This is a genomic window from Azospirillum sp. (genome assembly GCF_035628975.1).
In the GTDB taxonomy this organism is placed as follows: Bacteria; Pseudomonadota; Alphaproteobacteria; order Azospirillales; family Azospirillaceae; genus Azospirillum.
In genome coordinates, this window is record NZ_DASPIS010000054.1 from 1 (window position 1) to 19668 (window position 19668).

Here is a 19668-nt window from a genome sequence, read left to right on the forward strand (position 1 = left end):
TGCGAATGGTGGACCAGCGCCACGTTCTGGATGTCGTAGAGCCCGCCCGACTTCAGCAGCCCGGCCTGGCCCAGCAGCTGCTCCATATGCTCCTGGCCGGCTTCGGTGAAGCTGACGGTGCGGTGCTTCTCGTCCTTCTCGAAATCTTCGGCCACCAGCATCGGGATCAGCCGGTCGACCTGGACATACATCTCGGACGAGTCGGTGGACGGGCCGGAGATGATCAGCGGCGTGCGCGCCTCGTCGATCAGGATCGAGTCGACCTCGTCGACGATGGCATAGTTGAAGGGCCGCTGGACCAGTTCCTCCAGCCGGAACTTCATGTTGTCGCGCAGATAGTCGAAGCCGAACTCGTTGTTCGTGCCGTAGGTGATGTCGGCGGCATAGGCGGCGCGGCGCTCGTCGTCGTCCAGCCCGTGCACGATGCAGCCGGTCGTCAGGCCGAGGAAGCCGTAGACCCGGGCCATCCAGCCGCTGTCGCGCGAGGCGAGATAGTCGTTCACGGTGACGACGTGGACGCCCTTGCCTTCCAGCGCGTTCAGGTAGACGGCCAGCGTGGCGACCAGCGTCTTGCCTTCACCGGTGCGCATCTCCGCGATCTTGCCGCTGTGCAGCACCATGCCGCCCATCAGCTGGACGTCGAAATGGCGCTGGCCCAGCACGCGCTTGGCCGCCTCGCGCACGGTGGCGAAGGCGTCGGGCAGGATGTCGTCCAGCGTCTCGCCCTTGGCCAGCCGGTCGCGCAGCCAGTCGGTGCGTCCCTTCAGCTGGTCGTCGGTCAGCGCCGCGACCGACGGCTCCAGCGCGTTGATCTGAGCCACGGTCTTGTGCAGCGCCTTGACCGCGCGCGTGTTGGCGGTGCCGAAAATCTTGCGGGCGAGAGCGCCGAACATGAAAACCTCGGGAGTAAAGCGGAATGCGGGCCAGTCTATCGACGGGTCTCACATAGGACTATGGCAAGGCCCTGTCAACGAGACCGGGCAGGTGGAGCCCCCCTGCGGCATCATCAACGGCGCCGCCCGCCCCGTTGCGGGCATGACGGAACCATGAAATCGCGTCCAGAAAGCGGGAAGGCGGCTGACGGGACGGTTCGGGGCTGGTATTGCCGGACGCGAGGCACAGGTCGTTGGGGAGGCTCATGGGCTCCGGATCCGCAACGGCATCCCGGACGGAACCCAAGCGCACCCCTTGCCCCGCGCGGGCTAGCCATGCTTAATCCCCTGCGGAATCGGGCGCGGAGCGGCGGATGGCTCCGATGCCGCAGGCCATGCGAACCGGGGCTCCGACCCATCGGCCGCCCTCTTGTTGCGAAGCATCCGCCGGAAGGAAACAGACACGCCATGGTTCAACGAGTGTTCCGCACCGCGCTCCTGTCGGTTGCCGCCTGTGGCATCGCGCTGGCCGCCAATGCCCAGACGCCGGCTCCCGCCACCCCCGCGCCGGCTGCCCCGGCCGCCTCCGCTCCGGCCACCCCGGCTGCTCCGGCCGATCCGGTGGTCGCCCGCGTCAACGGCGAGGAGCTGCGCAAGTCGGACGTCTCCCGCATGGTCTCGCAGCTGCCGCCCCAGGTGCAGCAGATGCCGATCGAGATGATCTATCCGGCGGTGATCGACCAGCTGGTCAGCGGCAAGCTGGTCTCCTCGGCCGGCTACAAGGCCGGTCTGGCCGATTCGGCCGAGGTGAAGGACGAGATCAAGCGCGCCGAGGAGCGCGCGGTGCAGCGCGCCTACATCCAGAAGGAGATCAAGGCCCGCATCACGCCTGAGGCGACGCAGAAGGCCTATCAGGACTTCCTGAAGGAGAACCCGGCGCAGGAGGAGGTCAAGGCCGCACACATCCTGGTCGAGAAGGAAGACGAGGCCAAGGCCATCATCGCCCAGCTGAAGAAGGGCGGCGATTTCGCCAAGCTGGCCAAGGAGAAGTCCAAGGATGCCGCCGCCGCGGCCCAGGGCGGCGACCTCGGCTACTTCACCAAGGACGCGATGGTCGAGCCCTTCGCCAACGTCGCCTTCGCCATGAAGCCGGGCGAGATCAGCAAGGAGCCGGTCAAGACCCAGTTCGGTTATCACATCATCAAGGTCGAGGATAAGCGCACCCAGCCGCAGCCGACCCTGGACGAGGTGAAGCCGCAGCTGGAGCAGACGCTGTCGAAGGACATCGTCACCGCGCTGGTCGAGGAACTGCGCGGCAAGGCGACGATCGAGACCTTCCAGCTCGACGGCTCGCCGATGCCGAAGGAAGAGCCGGCCGCCGCCCCGGCGACCCCGGCCCCGGCGACGCCCGCCGCTCCGGCGGAGCCGGCGAAGAAGTAAGGTCAGGCGTTCAGGCCCCCGTTGCCCCCTCCCTTCCCATGCTGACGCATGGGCCCCTTCCCTCCCCCGCCTGCGGCGGTAGAGGGAGTTGGTTGCGGAGCGGCGGCAATTCCCTCTCCCGCGATCGGACCGGCCTTCGGCCGGCCGAGGGCGGGGGAGGGTTAGGGAGGGGGCCTGAGGCTTTCTCATTCTCATCACGCCTCCACCACGCCACCACCACTCCCCACCACGGGAACTCCCTCCATGGCCACGACCCTCTCCCCCTTGGCTCCCGCCAGCTTCCCGACGCTGCCGCCCATCGCGGGCGTGCGCATCGCCACGGCGAACAGCGGCATCCGATACAAGGGCCGCGACGATCTGCTGCTGGCCGTGCTGGATCCCGGCACCAGCGTGGCGGGCGTGCTGACCCGGTCGCTGACCTGCTCGGCCCCGGTGATCTGGTGCCGCGACAGCCTGCCCAAGGGCTCGGCCCGCGCCGTGGTGGTGAATGCCGGCAACGCCAACGCCTTCACCGGCAAGGCGGGCGACGCCACCGTGCAGGCGACCGTCAGCGCCGCCGCCGAACTGGCCGGCTGCGCCCCGGATGAGGTCTACATCGCCTCGACCGGCGTGATCGGCATCCCGCTGGCTGCCGACGCCATCGGCAAGTGCCTGGCGCCGATGGCGCCGACCCTCAAAGCCGACTCCGCCGCGTGGGAGAAGGCCGCCCGCGCCATCATGACCACCGACACCTTCCCGAAGGGCGCGGTACGCACCGCCAAGATCGGCGGGACGACGGTGACCATCGCCGGCTTCGCCAAGGGATCCGGCATGATCGCGCCGGATATGGCGACGATGCTGGGCTTCGTCTTCACCGACGCCGCCATCGCCGCCACCGCGCTGCAGGACATGCTGTCGGAATTCACCGAGCGCACCTTCAACGCCGTGACGGTCGACGGCGACACCTCGACCAGCGACACGCTGCTGCTGTTCGCGACGGGCAAGGCCGGCAACGCCCCGGTGTCGAGCGCCGGTGCCGCCGAGCTGGCGGAGTTCCGCGCCGCGCTGGAGGATCTGCTGCTCGATCTGGCGCTGCAGGTGGTGCGTGACGGCGAAGGGGCGACCAAGTTCATCGCCATCACCGTGCGCGGCGCCGACAGCGACGCCGCCGCCAAGCGGATCGGCATGACGGTGGCGAACTCGCCGCTGGTCAAGACCGCGGTGGCCGGCGAGGACGCCAACTGGGGCCGCATCGTCGCCGCCATCGGCCGCGCCGGCGAGCGCGCCGACCGCGACCTGATCAAGATCACCGTCGGCGGCACCCTGATCTGCGCCGACGGGATGGAGGTCCCGGGCTATGACGAGACGCCGGTCGCCACCCACATGAAGGGCAAGGAGATCGACATCGACATCGACCTCGGCCTGGGCAAGGGCACGGCGAAGGTGTGGACCTGCGACCTGACGCACGGCTACATCGACATCAACGGCAGCTATCGGAGCTGATCAGCCGTGACCGCCTGTTTCGATCCCAACTCCACCCCTGCTCGCGGCTCGCTGCCGGTGCTGATGGTCGTCGCGGTGGCGCTCGTCGATGCCGACGGGCGCGTGCTGCTGGCCCAGCGCCCTCCCGGCAAGTCGTTGGCGGGGCTGTGGGAATTCCCAGGCGGCAAGGTCGATGCCGGGGAAACGCCGGAAGCAGCCCTGGTGCGCGAGCTGAAGGAGGAATTGGGCATCGACACGGCGGCCAGCTGCCTCGCCCCCTTCACCTTCGCATCCCACAGCTACGAGAGCTTCCATCTGCTGATGCCGCTCTATGTCTGCCGGGTGTGGGAGGGCGAGGTGAGGCCGCAGGAGGGGCAGAAGCTCGCCTGGGTCTACCCGAACCGGATGGGCGATTACCCGATGCCGCCGGCCGACGTGCCGCTGGTGGCGATGCTGCGCGATTTGCTGTAGGGGCCGATACCGCGCGTTGAAAATCGGGCCGCGCGGCTGTATATTTTTCGGAGGTGGCCGGCGGGTGTTGCAGCACCCGCCGGCACGCTCCCGATGCTTAGCGGTGGATCAAGCGGATTTCGATCCGCCATCTCCGCCACCGGAGCACCGGGAAGAACGGCATCTTCTTCATGCCACCTTCCTCCTTCTGAAACGGCGGATGGACCATCCATCCGCCGTTTTCAGTTTACACGCGGACGATGAGCGGGCGCCACTGTTTCACACCAATGTGTGGTGGTGCCCGAGCAGGTCCGACCTTTGTTCCCGGGCGTGTCCCTTTGCGGCTTTGCCCGGCGGGCGATCTGTGCCACATGATGGGGCGTTGAGACGACAAGCCGGATCTCCGGCACCACTTTCCTGAACCGCATCGGCGTGGATTCGTTGTTTTCCTACAGCAACCCGGGTGCGTCGGACGATGCCCTCGGTCAACGGCCGGCCACGGCGCTCGACGCGCTGCGGACGGTGTTCGGCTACGACTCCTTCCGCGGCCAGCAGGCCGACATCATCGACCATGTGGTGCGCGGCGGCGACGCGCTGGTGCTGATGCCGACCGGCGGCGGGAAGTCGCTGTGCTACCAGATCCCGGCGCTGGTGCGCGACGGGGTGACGGTGGTCGTCTCGCCGTTGATCGCCCTGATGCGCGACCAGGTGACGGCTCTGCGGGAACTGGGCGTGCGCGCCGCCTTCCTCAACTCCTCCCTCGGGCCGGCCGAAGCGCGGGAGGTCGAGCGGGCGATGGTGCAGGGCGAGATCGACCTCGTCTATGTCGCGCCGGAACGGCTGGTGACGCCGCGCTTCCTCGACCTGCTCGACCGCACCCGGTTGGCGCTGTTCGCGCTGGACGAGGCGCATTGCGTGTCGCAGTGGGGGCATGACTTCCGCCCCGAATATCTGCAGCTGTCGATCCTGCACGAACGCCACCCGATGGTGCCGCGCATCGCGCTGACCGCCACCGCCGACGTGCAGACCCGCGCCGAGATCAAGGACAAGCTGGGGCTGACCGACGCCCGCGTCTTCCTGTCCAGCTTCGACCGGCCCAACATCACCTACCGCGTGGTGCCGAAGAAGAGCGAGCGCCAGCAGATGCTGGCCTTCCTGCGCGAAAACCATCCGGAAGACGCCGGCATCGTCTATTGCATGTCGCGCAACAAGGTGGAGGAGGTCGCCGCCTGGCTGAATCAACAGGGCCGCGAGGCTCTGCCCTACCATGCCGGGCTGCCGGCCGAGACGCGCGAGGCCAACCAGGACCGCTTCATCAAGAGCGAGGGTCTGGTGATGGTCGCCACGGTGGCCTTCGGCATGGGCATCGACAAGCCGAACGTCCGCTTCGTCTGCCACCTCGACCCGCCCAAGAGCCTGGAAGCCTATTACCAGGAGACCGGCCGCGCCGGCCGCGACGGCCTGCCCGCCAACGCCTGGATGGCCTACGGCATGGCCGACGTGGTGATGCTGCGCCAGATGCTGGAGCAATCGGAAGCCGGCGACAGCCACCGCCGGGTGGAGCGTGGCAAGCTGGAGGCCCTGCTCGGCTTCTGCGAAACGTCGGACTGCCGCCGTCAGGTGCTGCTGAACTATTTTAACGAGACGCTGCCGGAGCCCTGCGGCAACTGCGACACCTGCCTCGACCCGGTCGAGACCTGGGACGGCACCATCGCCGCGCAGAAGGCGCTTTCGGCGGTCTACCGCACCGGGCAGCGCTATGGTGCCGGCCATTTGATCGACGTGCTGGTCGGCAATGCCACCGAGAAGGTGATCCAGCAGCAGCATGACCGGCTGAAGACCTTCGGTGTCGGCACCGACCTGTCGAAGGTCGAATGGCAGTCGGTCTATCGCCAGCTGGTGGCGACCGGGCTGCTGACCGTCGATCTGGAGGGCTATGGCGGCTTCCGCCTGACCGATGCCGGGGTTGCCGTCATCAAGGGGCAGCGGGTGGTCAAGCTGCGCAAGGACCCGGTGCTGGAACGCCGCCGCGGCGTCCACGACGCGTTGCGCCGCCACACCGCGCGGGGCGGCTCCGTCGGCGGTGGAGCGAGCGGGGAGGGCGTGTCGCGCTCCGGCGCCCGCGGTGCGCTGTCTGCGGCCGACGACGCGCTGTGGCATGCGCTGAAGGACTGCCGCACGGCGCTGGCCAAGGCGCAGAGCGTGCCGCCCTATGTGATCTTCCATGACAGCACGCTGTTGGAGATGGTGGCCCAGCGCCCCCGCGACCACGCCGCCTTCGCCCATCTGCCGGGGGTGGGCGGGCGCAAGCTGGAACGCTACGCCGACGCCTTCCTGGAGGTGATCCGGCAGCACGGATGAGGTTTTCGGGTGCATGGCAGGCTTGAGAGCGGGCGGTCGATTTTTCCGAAATTCACCGCTTGCATCCCGCGAAGCACCTCGCTATGTTCCGCGCCACAACGACGCCGCAGTAGCTCAGGGGTAGAGCAACTGATTCGTAATCAGTAGGTCCGGGGTTCAAATCCCTGTTGCGGCACCACTCTAAGGCCCTGAAAGGTAACGCCTTTCGGGGCCTTTCCATATCCGGACCGAGAGCTCCTATCCGCTCCAGGTCGCACCCAGGTCGCAACAGAAAATTAAATCCAGCAATCCAGCTCCAAACCACTTTGGACGCATCTGACGCTGTCACAATCGATCTTGTTTGCCAGACATAGTGAAGTGGTCAGCATCGATCATAGGCCTAGTCTGCACGCTGGGTAAGGCAACAGCATCATTGGGGGTGGGGGCGGCCCCCTCCGCCGCCGCCGCATGCATCGGGCCGCCTACCTCCCCTCGTCCGTCAACGGTTCGCACCCCCGGCGAAACGTCCGGTAAGTGCATCGGAGAACCGCTCCAACACGGCCAGTATGTCGTCTGGCAGGTAAGCTTCAGCTTCAACCCACAGCGCATCCGGAACGCCGAACATAGCCTCGGCGATGCTGCCGGTAATGGCCGCTAGCGTGTCGCTATCCCCGCCAATGCTGATCGCATTGCGGATCGCGTCCTCAAACCCAGTGGCTTCCAGGGCACACACTATGGCCGGCGGTACGGTGCCCTGGCAGGTGACATCGAAAGCATAGCTGGGGCGGATATCATCTACGCTACATGTCAAGTCATAGCGGTAGCGCTCGGTAACGCGGGCACGAATGACCTCCGGCCGAATTCCTCGCTGAGCGAGCCGGATCACGTCCGTGACCGCCAGTGCACCCTTCATGCCTTCGGGATGATTGTGGGTGACCTGCGTCACGGCCCGCGCGAGTGACCGTGCCTCTTGGGTCGTAGGGGCCAACCACGCACAGGGCGATACCCGCATGGCCGCACCATTGCCGAAGCTCTCGTATGGTTCCGGTTGCTCGGCCCAAAGCCATTCGCTGAAGCGATCACCGTAACCAGCATCGGGGTAACGCCTGCCCCAGCGGCGCAGATAGGCGCTTGGATCTCCCCAATCCAGGATGCACTCGGCAAGAGCCACAGTGCAAACTGTGTCGTCCGTGAAGTCGGCGTCCGTTGCGAACAGTGGGAAATCCTTGGTTTTGATATTGGACCGCTCGTAGACGCTGCCGATGATGTCCCCAATGATCGCGCCCTTCATGCCTCTTGCCTCCACATCGTTGCGCCTTTCCTCAAGCGCAGACTATCCTACGCAGCGAAGGTGTTTTCCTCACGATGGCCGCTCTCCTACCATCTATTGCAATCATAGATTGTATATCATAAATGCACGTACCCATCACATCGTCAAACTGCGTATTCCTCGCAATCAAAGAACTCTGGCCTGTCCGATTGGCCATGCAGTCGGAGTGCATCTCGCTACTACTCCTTAATGGCTGCCTCTAAAAGATATGGCAGTTTGGCGAGGTGTTGGCTCAGCTCGCTGCCGCAAGAGCCAGAACCTGGACCTTTCCCGCTGAAGCGCATATCGATTTTCTGTGCGGGCTCTAGGACCAAAAGGTGCTGCCCCCTAGGGGCATGGACTTCCATCACCTAGGCAATCTGGGCAACCACGCGGTTCATAACCTGCGCTCCAACTGTCGCTCATACCCGGAGTCACTGTGCTCGATATCGATGCCGCCGTTCCGCGAACCCTCGATCCAAGGCAGCTTCGCCGCATCGAAGCAGTCCACCGGGGGTTCCTTTACCAGCACCTCTACGCAGTGTGGTGCTTGTTGCTCGCAGGTCCCTCTGGCATCCGAGCCGTCGTGGTGGAGAGCGACGAGGACATTGAGCTTGAGACGGATAAAGGTTGCATCTACGTCCAGGTGAAGACCCGCGTAGGTGCCCTCGCTCGGGCCGACGTCGATGATGCATTGGCCCGGTTCGCACAGATCCGAGCCGAGCACACCAATAAGTCACGTTCTGGTGATGCCTACTTCGTAATCGCCTCCAATGCGGCGCCCAACGGCCCGCTAGCCGCGATGTTGAGAGGCCCAGGCTGGCCGAAGGATGTGGAGCTGCATTGGCCCAGCATGGAGGGCGGGCCGCGAGTTGTGGTGCCGAAGCCTGCGATGGACATCGCGGAAGCCATTGAGCGCTGCAGCTTCTTAGCGGACTCGCTCCCGCACGCGCTGCTCGTCCCGGAAACTTTGGTCTGGAAGCTGGCGGGACAGGTCATGCTGGCTGCGTCAGGCACGCCGCCGCGGACCAACCACCGTTTCACGGCGGAAGAGTTGCCAGTCCTGTTCGAGCAGCTTGTCCTGCAACTCCAAGACTTTCCAGCGCCGCCAGCTGTCTACCGCCCGCAGAAAGGTGAGCCGTCGCTGGTGTCCGACGCACCGGTGCGGATCGTCGCTGGCTACTCCGGTGCCGGCAAGACTGCATGGGCGGCAGCGGCGGCACAACAGACTCCTGAGCAGCTAGCCTATTTCGACGTTGGCGATACGCCCGGCCCGGCTCTTGCGATGTCACTGGCGCGCGAGCTCGCCGCCCGCTGGTTGGGTTCGAAGGGCGGGCGGCTGGGCGAGGTGCTGTTGCCCGGCGCCTCAGGGCTCGACCTGCTCCAGGCGCTCGGGCGTCAGATGGAGGTGCGCGGTGAACGCGTGACGCTGGTGCTGGACAACGCACACCGTCTTCCCCCGGCCGACCTCCTGGCTCTCATTTCTCGGGTGCCATGGCTACGTGTACTGCTTCTTTGCCATCCGGGCGAAGCCGTCCGCGAGCTTCAGATCATGCTCGACGTCAAGGCCGAGCGGCTGGAAGGATGGGATGCCGATGCTGTCGCTGCTGAGGCGCAGGAGCGGTGTTGCCGCGCGGACTTCGCTACGTGCGAGCGGTTGCGCCGGCTCACTGGGGCTTTGCCCTATTACGTACAGAATGCATTATCAATCGCTCAGGCCGAGTACGACGGCGACTTGGCCGCTCTGTGCACCGAGTTGGAAGCACAGACACACATCGTAGAGACGGCCCAGGAGATAATCCTGGAAAGGACATTCGCCGCTGCAACGCCAGAACTGAGGGACATTCTCTCAGTGCTTTCAATCGCGGACGTCCCGATCTCTGGAAGTGAAGCTCGCGCCGTTCTCCGGGATTCGCTGTCGCTTGATGACGTCGAAGTAGCGCGCCGGCTCCGCGGGCTTCCTGCCACCGGTGCGATGGAGTTGTTCGGCGGTGATCGGCTGAAGGTCCACGATGCGATGCGCCTTGTCACGCAACGACATCTTATCGGATTTGGACCAGCCGAAGTAGAGCGGGTCAGGAGGGTGTTTGCCGACGTGATCGTCGCGTCGATCCAGGAGGATTGGAGCCTGGGCAAGCTGTCGCTCCTCATACGGCTGTTCGGTCAGGTCGGGAGGGCTACGCTGCTCGTCGAGTTTGCGACCGACGAGCTTTTTCATGAGATGGGAGTATGGCCAGAAATCGAACCTTTCCTGGTCCGCACCGCCGAAGGAGACGGAGATCCTGAGCAGCGTTGTCGAGCACTCGATGGGTTGATCTTCAATGACCTGCGGGAAGGTAAGTCCGAACGGGCGCTGGAACGTCTCGGAACGATGGGGCGCCTGATTGAACGACACGGCATCGGCGACCAGCTTTGGCTCAACTGGGCGATGAAGCGGATGCTTGCTCTCGCGCAGAAAAGCAATGGTGAAGCTGTCGCCGCAGCCATTGAGGAAATGCGTCCGCGCGTACCGAAGCAGCCGGAATATGATCGGATTTTCCGCTATAATGTCGCTAATGCTTTCTTCAGGTTGGGGGAATTTAAGAGGACGACGGCCGAAACAGGCCGGCTCATTACCGAATATTATGATGCGCTCGGGATTGATCCGGAGTTGGTGTTCGGCCGCAACGCCGACGAACTCAGGCCCCTATTGCCGGAGCGACCCGGCCTTGTCGACGACTTGAAGCACCTTGCCGACACATTGGACCTTCATGCGCAAGCGATTACCGCACAGGGTGGCGTGTCGCCGTTCGGCCGCATTCACGCGCTCAAGTTCTACCAATTGGCCCACGCGCCAGATTCCATGCTGCGCGTCGGTCAGGAACTTGTCGACGAGTTCTGCGGCCGCAATGACTTCCAAGGCGCGCGCGACCTGATAGAGCGGAACCTGCTGCCACTTGTGCAGGGATTAAGGTTGGCCGGCCACATGATTCCGGTGAGGAGTCAGTATGCGGTCGTTCTGGCTTATTGTGGTGCATGGGACGAAGCCGACGCAGAGATGGCACGGCTATTGCCCTATCATCCAGGGATGAGCGAGGCTGGTCAGAAAGAGCTCATGACACAGCATCGCCTGATCGCCGAGCTGCGACGTCACGGCCCACCATCGCAGCTCAGGGTGCCGCAGGTGACGCCGCCTTGGATGCGGGAGTCGGTGCGATCTGGTAAGCGGCCGGGTCGCAACGAGCTTTGCCCGTGCGGCTCGGGCAAGAAGTTCAAGCGGTGCCACGGCGTGTAGCGGGTTTCACTGTGGCGTCATGAGTAACTCACGTTCGCATTTCCGCCTCAAGTGCTCACTTCCTCTGACGCGAACGAAAGGTTCCTTTACCGACATGGTATATTTTTCAGTCTTTCCACAAGGCCGGCCAAGCAGTCCGGGCGACTTGCCTCGCATTCCCATATAATGAACGGCTGCCACCCAGCTGCTTCGATAGCGGCGCACACCTCAGCATCCCGAGCCTTGTTGCGGGCTAGTTTCTCCGCCCACCACTCTGTTCGGGTCTTGGGAATCCTGAAATTGGGGCAGCCCTCGTGGCAATGCCAGAAGCATCCGTGGACAAAAACCGCGACACGTCGCGCGGGGAGTACCATGTCTGGACGACCTAGAAGACGCCGGTCATGCAGCCTGTAGCGCAGACCGGCTGCCCACATGGCCCGGCGCACCGTCAACTCTGGGACGGTATCTTTTCCCTTGATGCGAGCCATCATCTCCGATCGGGACAGCGGAGGGGGCTTTGGCTTGCGTCCTTTCCGCGTCCTGGCCATCAGGCGTTCACGATGTGTATCCCGGGTTGGCGTCTCTGACAAGCGCCGTGGCTTCGTCGAAGTCCAGTTCGGGCAGGTTCGCCAAGTCTATCGTGTACTTGACCGATACGACGCCCGAAGGTGGCGCGAAGTCGTCAGGGAGCCGCGGGAAGTCGTTGTCCACAGCATAGACGGACGCACCACGCACAAAGAACCGCAGAAGTTCGCCAGAGTTCCGCATCTCCTCCGACCATCCCATATCTACCATCTTCATCATGAAGGTGTCTAACGCGGCGGCGTCCGCGCGCAGCACGCCTACAGTGGAGTCGAGCTGGGTGGCTAGCGTCTCGCCGCCGCCGGCAGACTGCTCAAGCTGAACCGACACGAACAGCAGTTGGCGTCCCTCGGGAACGCGCAGTTGGTCCAGACGGGATATCTCGTGCTCTGGCCTGCCCTTGCGCGTGGTCTTGACCTCCAGGTGTAGGCGCCTGCCCACGAAGTCGTGCCGCTCGGAGTCTGGGCCGCTCCACTGGTCCACGGCGGCAGGGCCGAGGACCGGGATCATGAGGGAGCGGAGCACCAGCAACTCGCCGAAGAGGCCAACCTGAACCGTCTTGTCCATGGCGGGGCGCAGCGGTCGCCAAGCCGACTGCCAATTCCGGACGGTCGCGGCCACCGCCGCCCATGGCTCCCGGCACTCGACGACGATGGCGTCGGCGACTTCGCGGCAGAATGGGGAGAAGACTGACTCGTGCGACGGTGGGGCAGAAAGCTCGATCACCTCCCCCGTCTCCAACAGGCGGTGGCGGACCCTCAGGCCGTTCAGGTCCGGTGGTGGCGCCCCTGCCGGGCCGCGCCGGATGGGGATCAGGAGATAGAGGTTGCCCGTTTGATCCATGCCGATGGAAAGTGGCGTTTCTCTCCCGTCGACGGTGACCGCGAGGGTGGCCAGCGCGTCCTCGCTTACAGGGCGCTTAGCCCGAAGTTCGGCCCATTGCTGGGGGGTGGGCCCGTCAACCATTGGACAGCGCCCCGTTCACGATCCACGTCGTGCCCGCGTCGGATGTCCGCGGAAGGCTGAGGGCGAGCGCGATGATTGGGTCCGGCTGCGGCACGCCAAGGTACTCGGGGTCTAGCGGGTAGACTATCAGAAGCCCCTGAGTGGAAGGCCTTGCCGCGCGCATGGCCTCGGCGTCGTAGGCGCCACTTTCCCGTCGGTAGGCGTCCGGCCCTCCCGATAGGTCGACGCCCTCGTGACGCGGGTCGGACAGGATGCCGATGCTCTCGCTGCTGACGCGCTTTCGGCGTACGAGACGGACCTCCCGGCCGCCGAGGATGACTAGGCGCCCGTCCTCCGGCGATGCGACGAACACGGACCAGTCGACGAGTTCTCCCGTCGCCGCCCGTCCCATGATCCAGTCGGCGAGGAGGTCGCTGCGGAACGCAACGATGTCTTCGTGGATCCGGTAAGAGCGAAGGAAGCCGCACACTGTCTCGGGCGCGACGTCGCGCGCCAGCAAACCGCCGTGGCGCCTTAACGACGGCGTGACCTCCGCGATAAACCCTTCCGCCAGGGCACAGTTGGCCAACAGCTTAGCCCGGTCTGACAGCGGTAGCAGGACTGTCTGCGGGTGTTCGCCGGACCAGGAGTCCTGTTGGGACAGGGCCGTCCTGGACTTGTTGCGCGCCGTCAGCAGGAGCTCGCTGTGGGCGCGGAGCCGAATGGCCATCTGGTCGGGCCTACGCCCTGCGCGTCCAAGGGTGACGATGGAGTCCCGCAGTGACTGCTCAACGAGCGCGAGTTCTGAGAACCATCGGGCGATTCCGTCCGTCGTCCAGATGCGGATGAGGTCCTCGTAGCCGCGGCGGAACCCGTACCAGCGCGCCATCTGCAGCAGGGTGTCGCACATGGACGCCGTCCGGAGGAAATAGGAGAGCGTCAGCCCCTCAAGGGTCAGCCCGCGAGAGAGGCGGTTTCCCCCGACCGCGACGATGTGTCGGCCGGGCTTCTCGTCATACTCAAGGTTCTCGCCCGTGACGCTGTTCAGTTCCAGGACGACGACTTGACGGAGGACAACTATCGAGGCTCGGATCACCTCGTCGTCGGCGGCAGGGGCCTCGACGCCGGCCTTCATAGCCTCCCAGGCTGGGCCGAGGACAGCCTCGAGCCGCTGCCCCTGCCGCTCGGCCTCGCGCCACAGCTCCAACTGGTCGCGGATTGCGTTGGCGATGCGTTCCTGGTCAGCGGTCCGCTGGCTGACGTGCACGAGCATCGTGTGAGCCTTGCCGGATAGCCCCGGGCGGAGCGACCGCACGCCCCCGGCCAAGCAGAACGAGACAAGCGCGTCCGCTAAAGACGCCGGCAGCGCGTTGTCATCGCTGTTGACGACGACCTCGGCCGTCCTCCGCCGGCGTGGCGCGCGCAGTGCCCGGACGTCCTCTTCGGAAACTATCCGCAAGACGTCACGGCCCTGGGCGGACACGCCGAACAGCTCCTCGGTTCCCGTGTAGCCGTTCGGACGGGGCAACTGGATGACGAAATCCTTGGGGAAGAGGTCCTCGCCCACGCGACGGTCAACCGCCTCCGGGTTGATCAGGATGTTGGCGAACGGCGTCGCCGTGTAGGCGATGTAGGCGGCCTTGGACGTCCTGGTCAGTATGGACCTGATGAGGGCATTTGTCTTTGACGGCGCCTCATTCTCGTCGCCGTCCTCCTCGTCACCCACTGCTGGGTCAGGGAGGCGGTTGCCCTTGGTGTTGATGGACGCTTGGTCAGCCTCGTCGTCGATGAGCAGGACAGGCATATCCTCCAGGAAGCGCTCAGCCGACTCGAGCCACCGATCCAGTTTAGCCAGTACGGAGACGTTTTTTTTGACCACCGCCAGGAACGGTGCTGGAGACTGGAGAATGCGGACATCCTGCTCCTTGAAATCCTCTGTCGGGGTTGTCAATGCGATCCATTCTCGTCCTCGTTTCGCCGGAGGGAGGCCGCCTAGCTGGTGGCCCGTCAGCTCGCGCTCCAGACGATTCTGGGTCTGGTTCCTAAGGGAATCGTGGATGCCGGACAGAATGATGACGATGCGGTATCCCGCGTCGACGGCGCGCGCAGCGACGGCTGTATAGTTCGCTGTCTTGCCGCTCTGGACATAGCCCACGACAAGGCCGCGGCACTGGAACGGGGCTTTCCGTTGGGGATCGGCGAGATGCCGCAGAACCCTAAGCGATTCGGCTGCGACCGAGTCGACCTGTTGTGACTCCCACTTGCTACCGCCCCGGAGAAGCCCCTCCAGCCGCTCCCAGTGGTACCAGGACCCCGAGGTAAGGCGATCAGTCCATACGGGCTGCGGCGGCACGGCCCCCACGATGCGGACCGTGCCCATCAATTGCTCTTCCTAGCCATCAGCCGACTCTGGGCATCTACCTCGTCCAAGCCACCAAGGAAACCCGCCAAGTGAGCGACGGCGTCGGAGTTGTCGCGGATCAGTTGGACCAGCGCGGAGAGGCTTGGGTCGAGTTCGCTGACCTGGACGTCGAGCGTCCCGGTCATCCCCCTCGTCACCTTCCAGACGAACTTCTCCGTCTTGACGGGCTTGACAGCGATCCGCCGGGATGGTGTGGGGGGCGTAGTCGTGGACGACGACGTGGGCGTCGGCATCACGACGTCGCCTCCAGGCACGTTTGGCCTATTGCTACCGCTTCCCGGCCCCGCCGCTGGCGTCGGCCGCGGTGTGGGAGTCCGCTTCCGGTACTTCCGCTGGCTGTCCCGACGCGCGACTTCAGCGACCTTCTTGATTTCAGCCTGAAGCTGTTGAGGAAGCTGAACAATCTGCTTGCTGATATTAATCTTGAATGCGTCGTCCAGCACTTTATCGAAGTTGACGATGACGCGTGCCAGCTTCGTCTTCTCATCGTTGGTGTTCCACATCTGGTGCCAACCACCCCATTTGATGAGGCGGTCGTGGCGGTAGATGAACAGGCCCTGTGTTTCTGTGCGTTTGCCATGCAGCCCGATTAGGTCGATTGCCCGGCTGACGACCTCCTGTCCATCGGGCGCGTGGTAGTCGCCAATCTCATCCTCGGAAGGAAGCAGGTACGCTTGCACCAGGACGCGACCATCCTCGTCTCCGGTTGGGATGCGGATCGTCTTTGCGTCGTATGCCGAGGCAAGCGGATGGCCAAACGGGTTGTTTGGCTCGACACGCTTTTCGTTGATGGTGATAGTCACAGTTTTCCGCCCCACGGCCTTGCCTTCAAGGAAGCGGTGGAAGACGAGCGCAAGGTGCCGCTCAAGCAGCATCACCTCGGTGGAGTACGGGTCCAGCCCACGCATTGTCGGCATGGCATGGGGCGGGCGCATATCCTTCCAGAGGACCACTGTCCCATGGCCACTGAGAGCGCTCACCTCCTCCTCCCAGGGCTCCAGAGGCGTCGACTTGGCGATCCATCCGTCCATGTTGTCGACATCCCAGGTCAGGTGGTGCCGGGGTGCGCCCTCCCGTTTGGTCACGACGGTGAAGACCTTGGCCTGGGACCACGATGCGCCCTTCAGGCCGTAACCGTACTTTCCAAGGCTGTTCCCCTCATACTCGGAGTCGCTGCCGATCCGCATCGCCTCCGCCAGCCTAGCGCCGTCCATGCCGTCACCGTTGTCGGCAATGCTCATCCAGCGTCCATGTCCACCATCCGGCCGCCCGAAGGTGATCGCGATCTCGGTGGCATCGGCGCTGATCGCGTTGTCCACCAAGTCTGCGACAGCAGACGGCAACGTGTGGCCGACCGACGCGAGGATCTTCACCAGTCTTGCGGGATTGGGGGCCAATTGCACCCCATTCAGCTGGTCGTTGAGCAAAGCCATCGTACTGGGGCTTCGCGTATTACCGCTTCCAGAATTGGCTTCTCTAATTGGAGATATCTCAATCAGCATCTCCTCGCCGTTATCATCAAATCTATCTTGGTCAATCTGCGCAATGATATTTCGATTAGCTAAAACAGAATTCACATGAAACGCTGTAGCCTTTGATTTCCCCTGCTTTATAGCAAGGGAAACAGCCTCGAAGACAACGTCAACTCCAAATGAGCGAATAGTGTCTACGGCTGTGGTCGCGCTGATCTTGCCGTCTTCCACTAACCTATGAACGTCCTCACCAGCGTCCCACAACGTTAGCATGTTGCCAACGTGCATCGCAGTGAAAGGTGTTTTGGAGGCAATCCGCGAATTGTTCATACCAGCGGCTCGTAGCTTCTGAAACGCTCTTGCCTGCTCAATGGGGGTGAACTGCTGGGCCTCGTTCAAGTTGATTCGCCGAATGACACCTTCAGCGACACTATCTGGGTGCTGAACAAAAATGACCGGCACATCATTGATACGATGCCCTTCGTCAGAAAGTAAATTTACGTTGAATAATCGCCGATTTCCATCTTCAACCGTGCCGTCCTCGTACACGCGCAACGGGCTTTGAACTCCATGCGCCATTATGCTTTGGCGCAAGGATAGGTTTTGCGGGCTGTCGGCGCTGTAAGTGCGCTCATTCTCCGGGTTGAGCTTCAGGAGTTGAGGGTCGAGGCGGTGAATGGTGTCTACCACAGGCCGAGGCACGAATGAGTTCCCTTGGTGCAAAGTGAAAAGATCCGGGCGCGCTTTGCTGAGCACACCCCAAGTGCGTGCGCCCTCTTCGTCATGCAGTGCGATCATTGCCGAATTTGCGAGCCGACAGCTCTCACCGTCGGCAAGTATGGTCGCCGTCACAGGATGATCTACTGGGAACACCGCCCACGCACCGGCGCTCGGTACCGTGCCGGCGTCGATCTCCATGGCGAACAGGCAACCCGGTTCGACGAAGTGGTAGCATCTGTCCTTTGGGCAATTGCCTTCGAGTCGCCAGTTCTTTTCTTGGCGCTTTAGCCACTGCTGTGCGCACCCCACCCCTTGATCGGTGTCGTACAGCAGGTTCATTTCGATTCGGTCGGAATCCTTGGCCGCCGGGAAGACACGGTCGACGACGTCCCAGTCGAAGTTCAAGGCACGCTGCTTGGACCCTTCCTTCCCCTGGCGGCGGTACTCATGGAACATTCCGAGTTCGCTGTGAGTCAGGATGCGTAGGATCAGGAAACGCATTTCTCACCACTCCCCTCGGTTGCCGGCAACGACTGACTGTCCTCGGCCAGCAGTTCGCGACAGATGTCCGGCATTGGCCGGCATCCAATGATCGGCCGCATTGTCATGGCGATGGTGTAGGCGACCAGCGGAGGCACCGCGTTGCCGATCTGCTTGAAGGCGGGGTTCATGCTCCCGCGCAGAACGAACCCGTCCGGGAAGGATTGCAGCCGGGCCGCCTCCCGGACGGAAATGGTGCGGGCCTGCTCGCTGTCGTAATGAATGTGGCTGTACGAGTCCTTGCCCAGATGTGCCATAAGGGTGCGCGATGGTTTGTCCCGGCGAAGCTTCCACCACTTGTTCGGGAACTTCCCAGGGTCGTACGGCAGAGTCCATTCCTTAATAAACGCCTGCATCTCGTCATCGTCCTTGGCTTCCCCGGACGCCCAGCGCTGCTCTATGAGTTGCCGGCGCTTTTCCTCGACAAAGCGCCAAACCTCTGGATATTGCCAGCCCTCTTCCATCAAGTGGAAGATTTTGTAGTCGCGCGGTAGGTAACGGATCACGTGACCCGTGCTGTAGTCTGAGGCGGCGAACAGCGGCCACTCCCGCATCAGCCTTGACCACGCGGACGTCGGCATGGCGGACGTGTAGCGCATCGGCTCCGACGGGTCCTTGCGTCCGCGCGCAATTTTCCCGCTCTTTAGAAGGTCGAGCGCGTGAATCGGAGGTAGGTCGGCGAAGGCATTCTCGACCGTCGTGGCCTTCGGCAGGTCGTCCTTCTCGGACGGGTCACTGATCAGGCAATGGCTGTGCTCGATGTCCCCGTGCGTCGCGTTGATCAGCTTCCGGGCCGTCGCACGGGTTCCTTCGTACCCGATAGGAAGGACGGAGAAATGAGTCGGCGAGGGAAAAACAACGTCCTCGTCTAGATCCTCATGCACGCCAATAAGGAACATTCGCTCCCTTGTCTGCGGGACGCCGAACCAGGAGGCGTTCAGGAGGGTGTAGCGGACCCTGTAGCCTTCCCTCCGGAGGTGCTCGGACACTGTCTCGGCAACATTCCGTCCGCCGTGGTTCAGAATGTCTGGGACGTTCTCCATAAGGAGCGCGAGGGGCTTGGTCTCACGGACGTAGTGCAGGTACCGCTGCCAGAGGTTCACCCGGCCGTCGACGAGGAAGGCGATGTCGGCATCGTCCTCATCCCGACGGTAGGCCTCGTGGCGGAGCTTGGCGCGGCCGACACGTGCGAACGCTTGGCAAGGCGGTCCGCCAACCAGCACGTCCACCTGCTCGTCCACGGGACCGCTGATCCCCAGGTCGCGGAAGACCGACGCGGGCGTCTCCCGCGTGATGTCGTAAGCCTTGTGGTAGGCCTCGCGGTTCGTTCCGCGGCTGACGGCCGCAAAGTTGGCACCATGGGACTCGGCTGCCCAAGGGTCCGATTCCACAGATGCGACGAGCTCAAACCCTGCCGTGACGAAACCGAGCGTGATCCCGCCGCACCCGGCGAACAGGTCCATCAACCGCGGTGGCTCCCCGCTTCTCAGCCGCAGGATTTTACGGCGCATTGCTATAGATGCAACCATTCGTCCTGTTCTCGCATGAAATGAAATACCCTGTGATATCTAAGTTTGGCGTCGAGCTAAATGCGGTTGCAATGCTCTGCGTAGGCCAAGGTAATGCGCCGGCCTTGAGGAGCGCAACCTGATCCATCCAGCTGGGGGTGGGAAGATTCATACACCTAGGTGACCGTCTGATTGTGAACCACGAAAGCGGTCGTCGCGCTGTGACGCTGCATCGCATATGGGATGGTTCGACTAGCGCTCTGCCCAGCTTGGAAACTCTAGGTGCGCCAGAGATCACTGTCTGAACGTGGTGGCCCAGACAAATCTCCTCGGACAGACAGGTACCCAGCCCCT

11 protein-coding genes, 1 tRNA gene and 1 pseudogene are annotated in these 19668 nt (G+C 63.6%); 6 read left to right on the forward strand and 7 right to left on the reverse strand.

Annotation, left to right across the window (positions count from 1 at the left end; genetic code table 11):
• A pseudogene (locus VD964_RS11985) lies at positions 1-893 on the reverse strand (preprotein translocase subunit SecA); the annotation flags it as partial.
• Positions 894-1340: 447 nt separating this feature from the next.
• Here VD964_RS11985 and VD964_RS11990 point away from each other — a divergent pair.
• The 5 genes from VD964_RS11990 to VD964_RS12010 all read left to right on the forward strand — a co-directional run bounded on the left by VD964_RS11990 (position 1341) and on the right by VD964_RS12010 (position 6762).
• Entirely contained in the window at positions 1341-2312 is a 972-nt protein-coding gene (locus tag VD964_RS11990; RefSeq protein ID WP_324868827.1) for a peptidylprolyl isomerase, read from the forward strand.
• A gap of 243 nt (positions 2313-2555) precedes the next feature.
• The gene (argJ, locus tag VD964_RS11995; RefSeq protein ID WP_324868828.1) at positions 2556-3794 is read left to right on the forward strand and encodes a bifunctional glutamate N-acetyltransferase/amino-acid acetyltransferase ArgJ; all 1239 of its coding nucleotides are present in this window, start codon (positions 2556-2558) and stop codon (positions 3792-3794) included.
• Positions 3795-3800: 6 nt separating this feature from the next.
• Positions 3801-4244, forward strand: a complete 444-nt coding sequence (locus tag VD964_RS12000; RefSeq protein ID WP_324868829.1) for a (deoxy)nucleoside triphosphate pyrophosphohydrolase — start codon at positions 3801-3803, stop codon at positions 4242-4244.
• 411 nt (positions 4245-4655) lie between these two features.
• Positions 4656-6584 (forward strand): DNA helicase RecQ, encoded by a 1929-nt coding sequence (gene recQ / locus VD964_RS12005; RefSeq protein WP_324868830.1) that lies wholly within the window; start codon positions 4656-4658, stop codon positions 6582-6584.
• 103 nt (positions 6585-6687) lie between these two features.
• A tRNA-Thr gene (locus tag VD964_RS12010) sits at positions 6688-6762 on the forward strand.
• 300 nt (positions 6763-7062) lie between these two features.
• Here VD964_RS12010 and VD964_RS12015 read toward each other — a convergent pair.
• Complete coding sequence (locus VD964_RS12015) at positions 7063-7854, reverse strand: ADP-ribosylglycohydrolase family protein (protein WP_324868831.1); 792 nt, start codon at positions 7852-7854, stop codon at positions 7063-7065.
• A gap of 457 nt (positions 7855-8311) precedes the next feature.
• Between VD964_RS12015 and VD964_RS12020 the strand changes: the two genes are divergently transcribed.
• Complete coding sequence (locus tag VD964_RS12020) at positions 8312-11146, forward strand: SEC-C metal-binding domain-containing protein (RefSeq protein WP_324868832.1); 2835 nt, start codon at positions 8312-8314, stop codon at positions 11144-11146.
• 86 nt (positions 11147-11232) lie between these two features.
• Here VD964_RS12020 and VD964_RS12025 read toward each other — a convergent pair whose 3' ends face one another.
• Genes VD964_RS12025 through VD964_RS12045 form a run of 5 tightly spaced genes read right to left on the reverse strand, consistent with a single transcriptional unit; the run spans position 11233 to position 19269 of the window.
• Entirely contained in the window at positions 11233-11673 is a 441-nt protein-coding gene (locus tag VD964_RS12025; protein ID WP_324868833.1) for a very short patch repair endonuclease, read from the reverse strand.
• 7 nt (positions 11674-11680) lie between these two features.
• Positions 11681-12673: a PD-(D/E)XK motif protein gene (locus tag VD964_RS12030; RefSeq protein WP_324868834.1), complete on the reverse strand. Its 993-nt coding sequence runs from the start codon at positions 12671-12673 to the stop codon at positions 11681-11683.
• The gene (locus VD964_RS12035; RefSeq protein WP_324868835.1) at positions 12666-15032 is read right to left on the reverse strand and encodes a Z1 domain-containing protein; all 2367 of its coding nucleotides are present in this window, start codon (positions 15030-15032) and stop codon (positions 12666-12668) included. The genes VD964_RS12030 and VD964_RS12035 overlap by 8 nt, the downstream gene beginning before the upstream one ends.
• A complete protein-coding gene (locus VD964_RS12040) occupies positions 15032-17767 on the reverse strand; it encodes an ATP-binding protein (RefSeq protein WP_324868836.1) in 2736 nt (911 codons plus the stop codon). The genes VD964_RS12035 and VD964_RS12040 overlap by 1 nt, the downstream gene beginning before the upstream one ends.
• Positions 17755-19269: a DNA cytosine methyltransferase gene (locus VD964_RS12045; RefSeq protein ID WP_324868837.1), complete on the reverse strand. Its 1515-nt coding sequence runs from the start codon at positions 19267-19269 to the stop codon at positions 17755-17757. The genes VD964_RS12040 and VD964_RS12045 overlap by 13 nt, the downstream gene beginning before the upstream one ends.
• Positions 19270-19668: the final 399 nt, after the last annotated feature.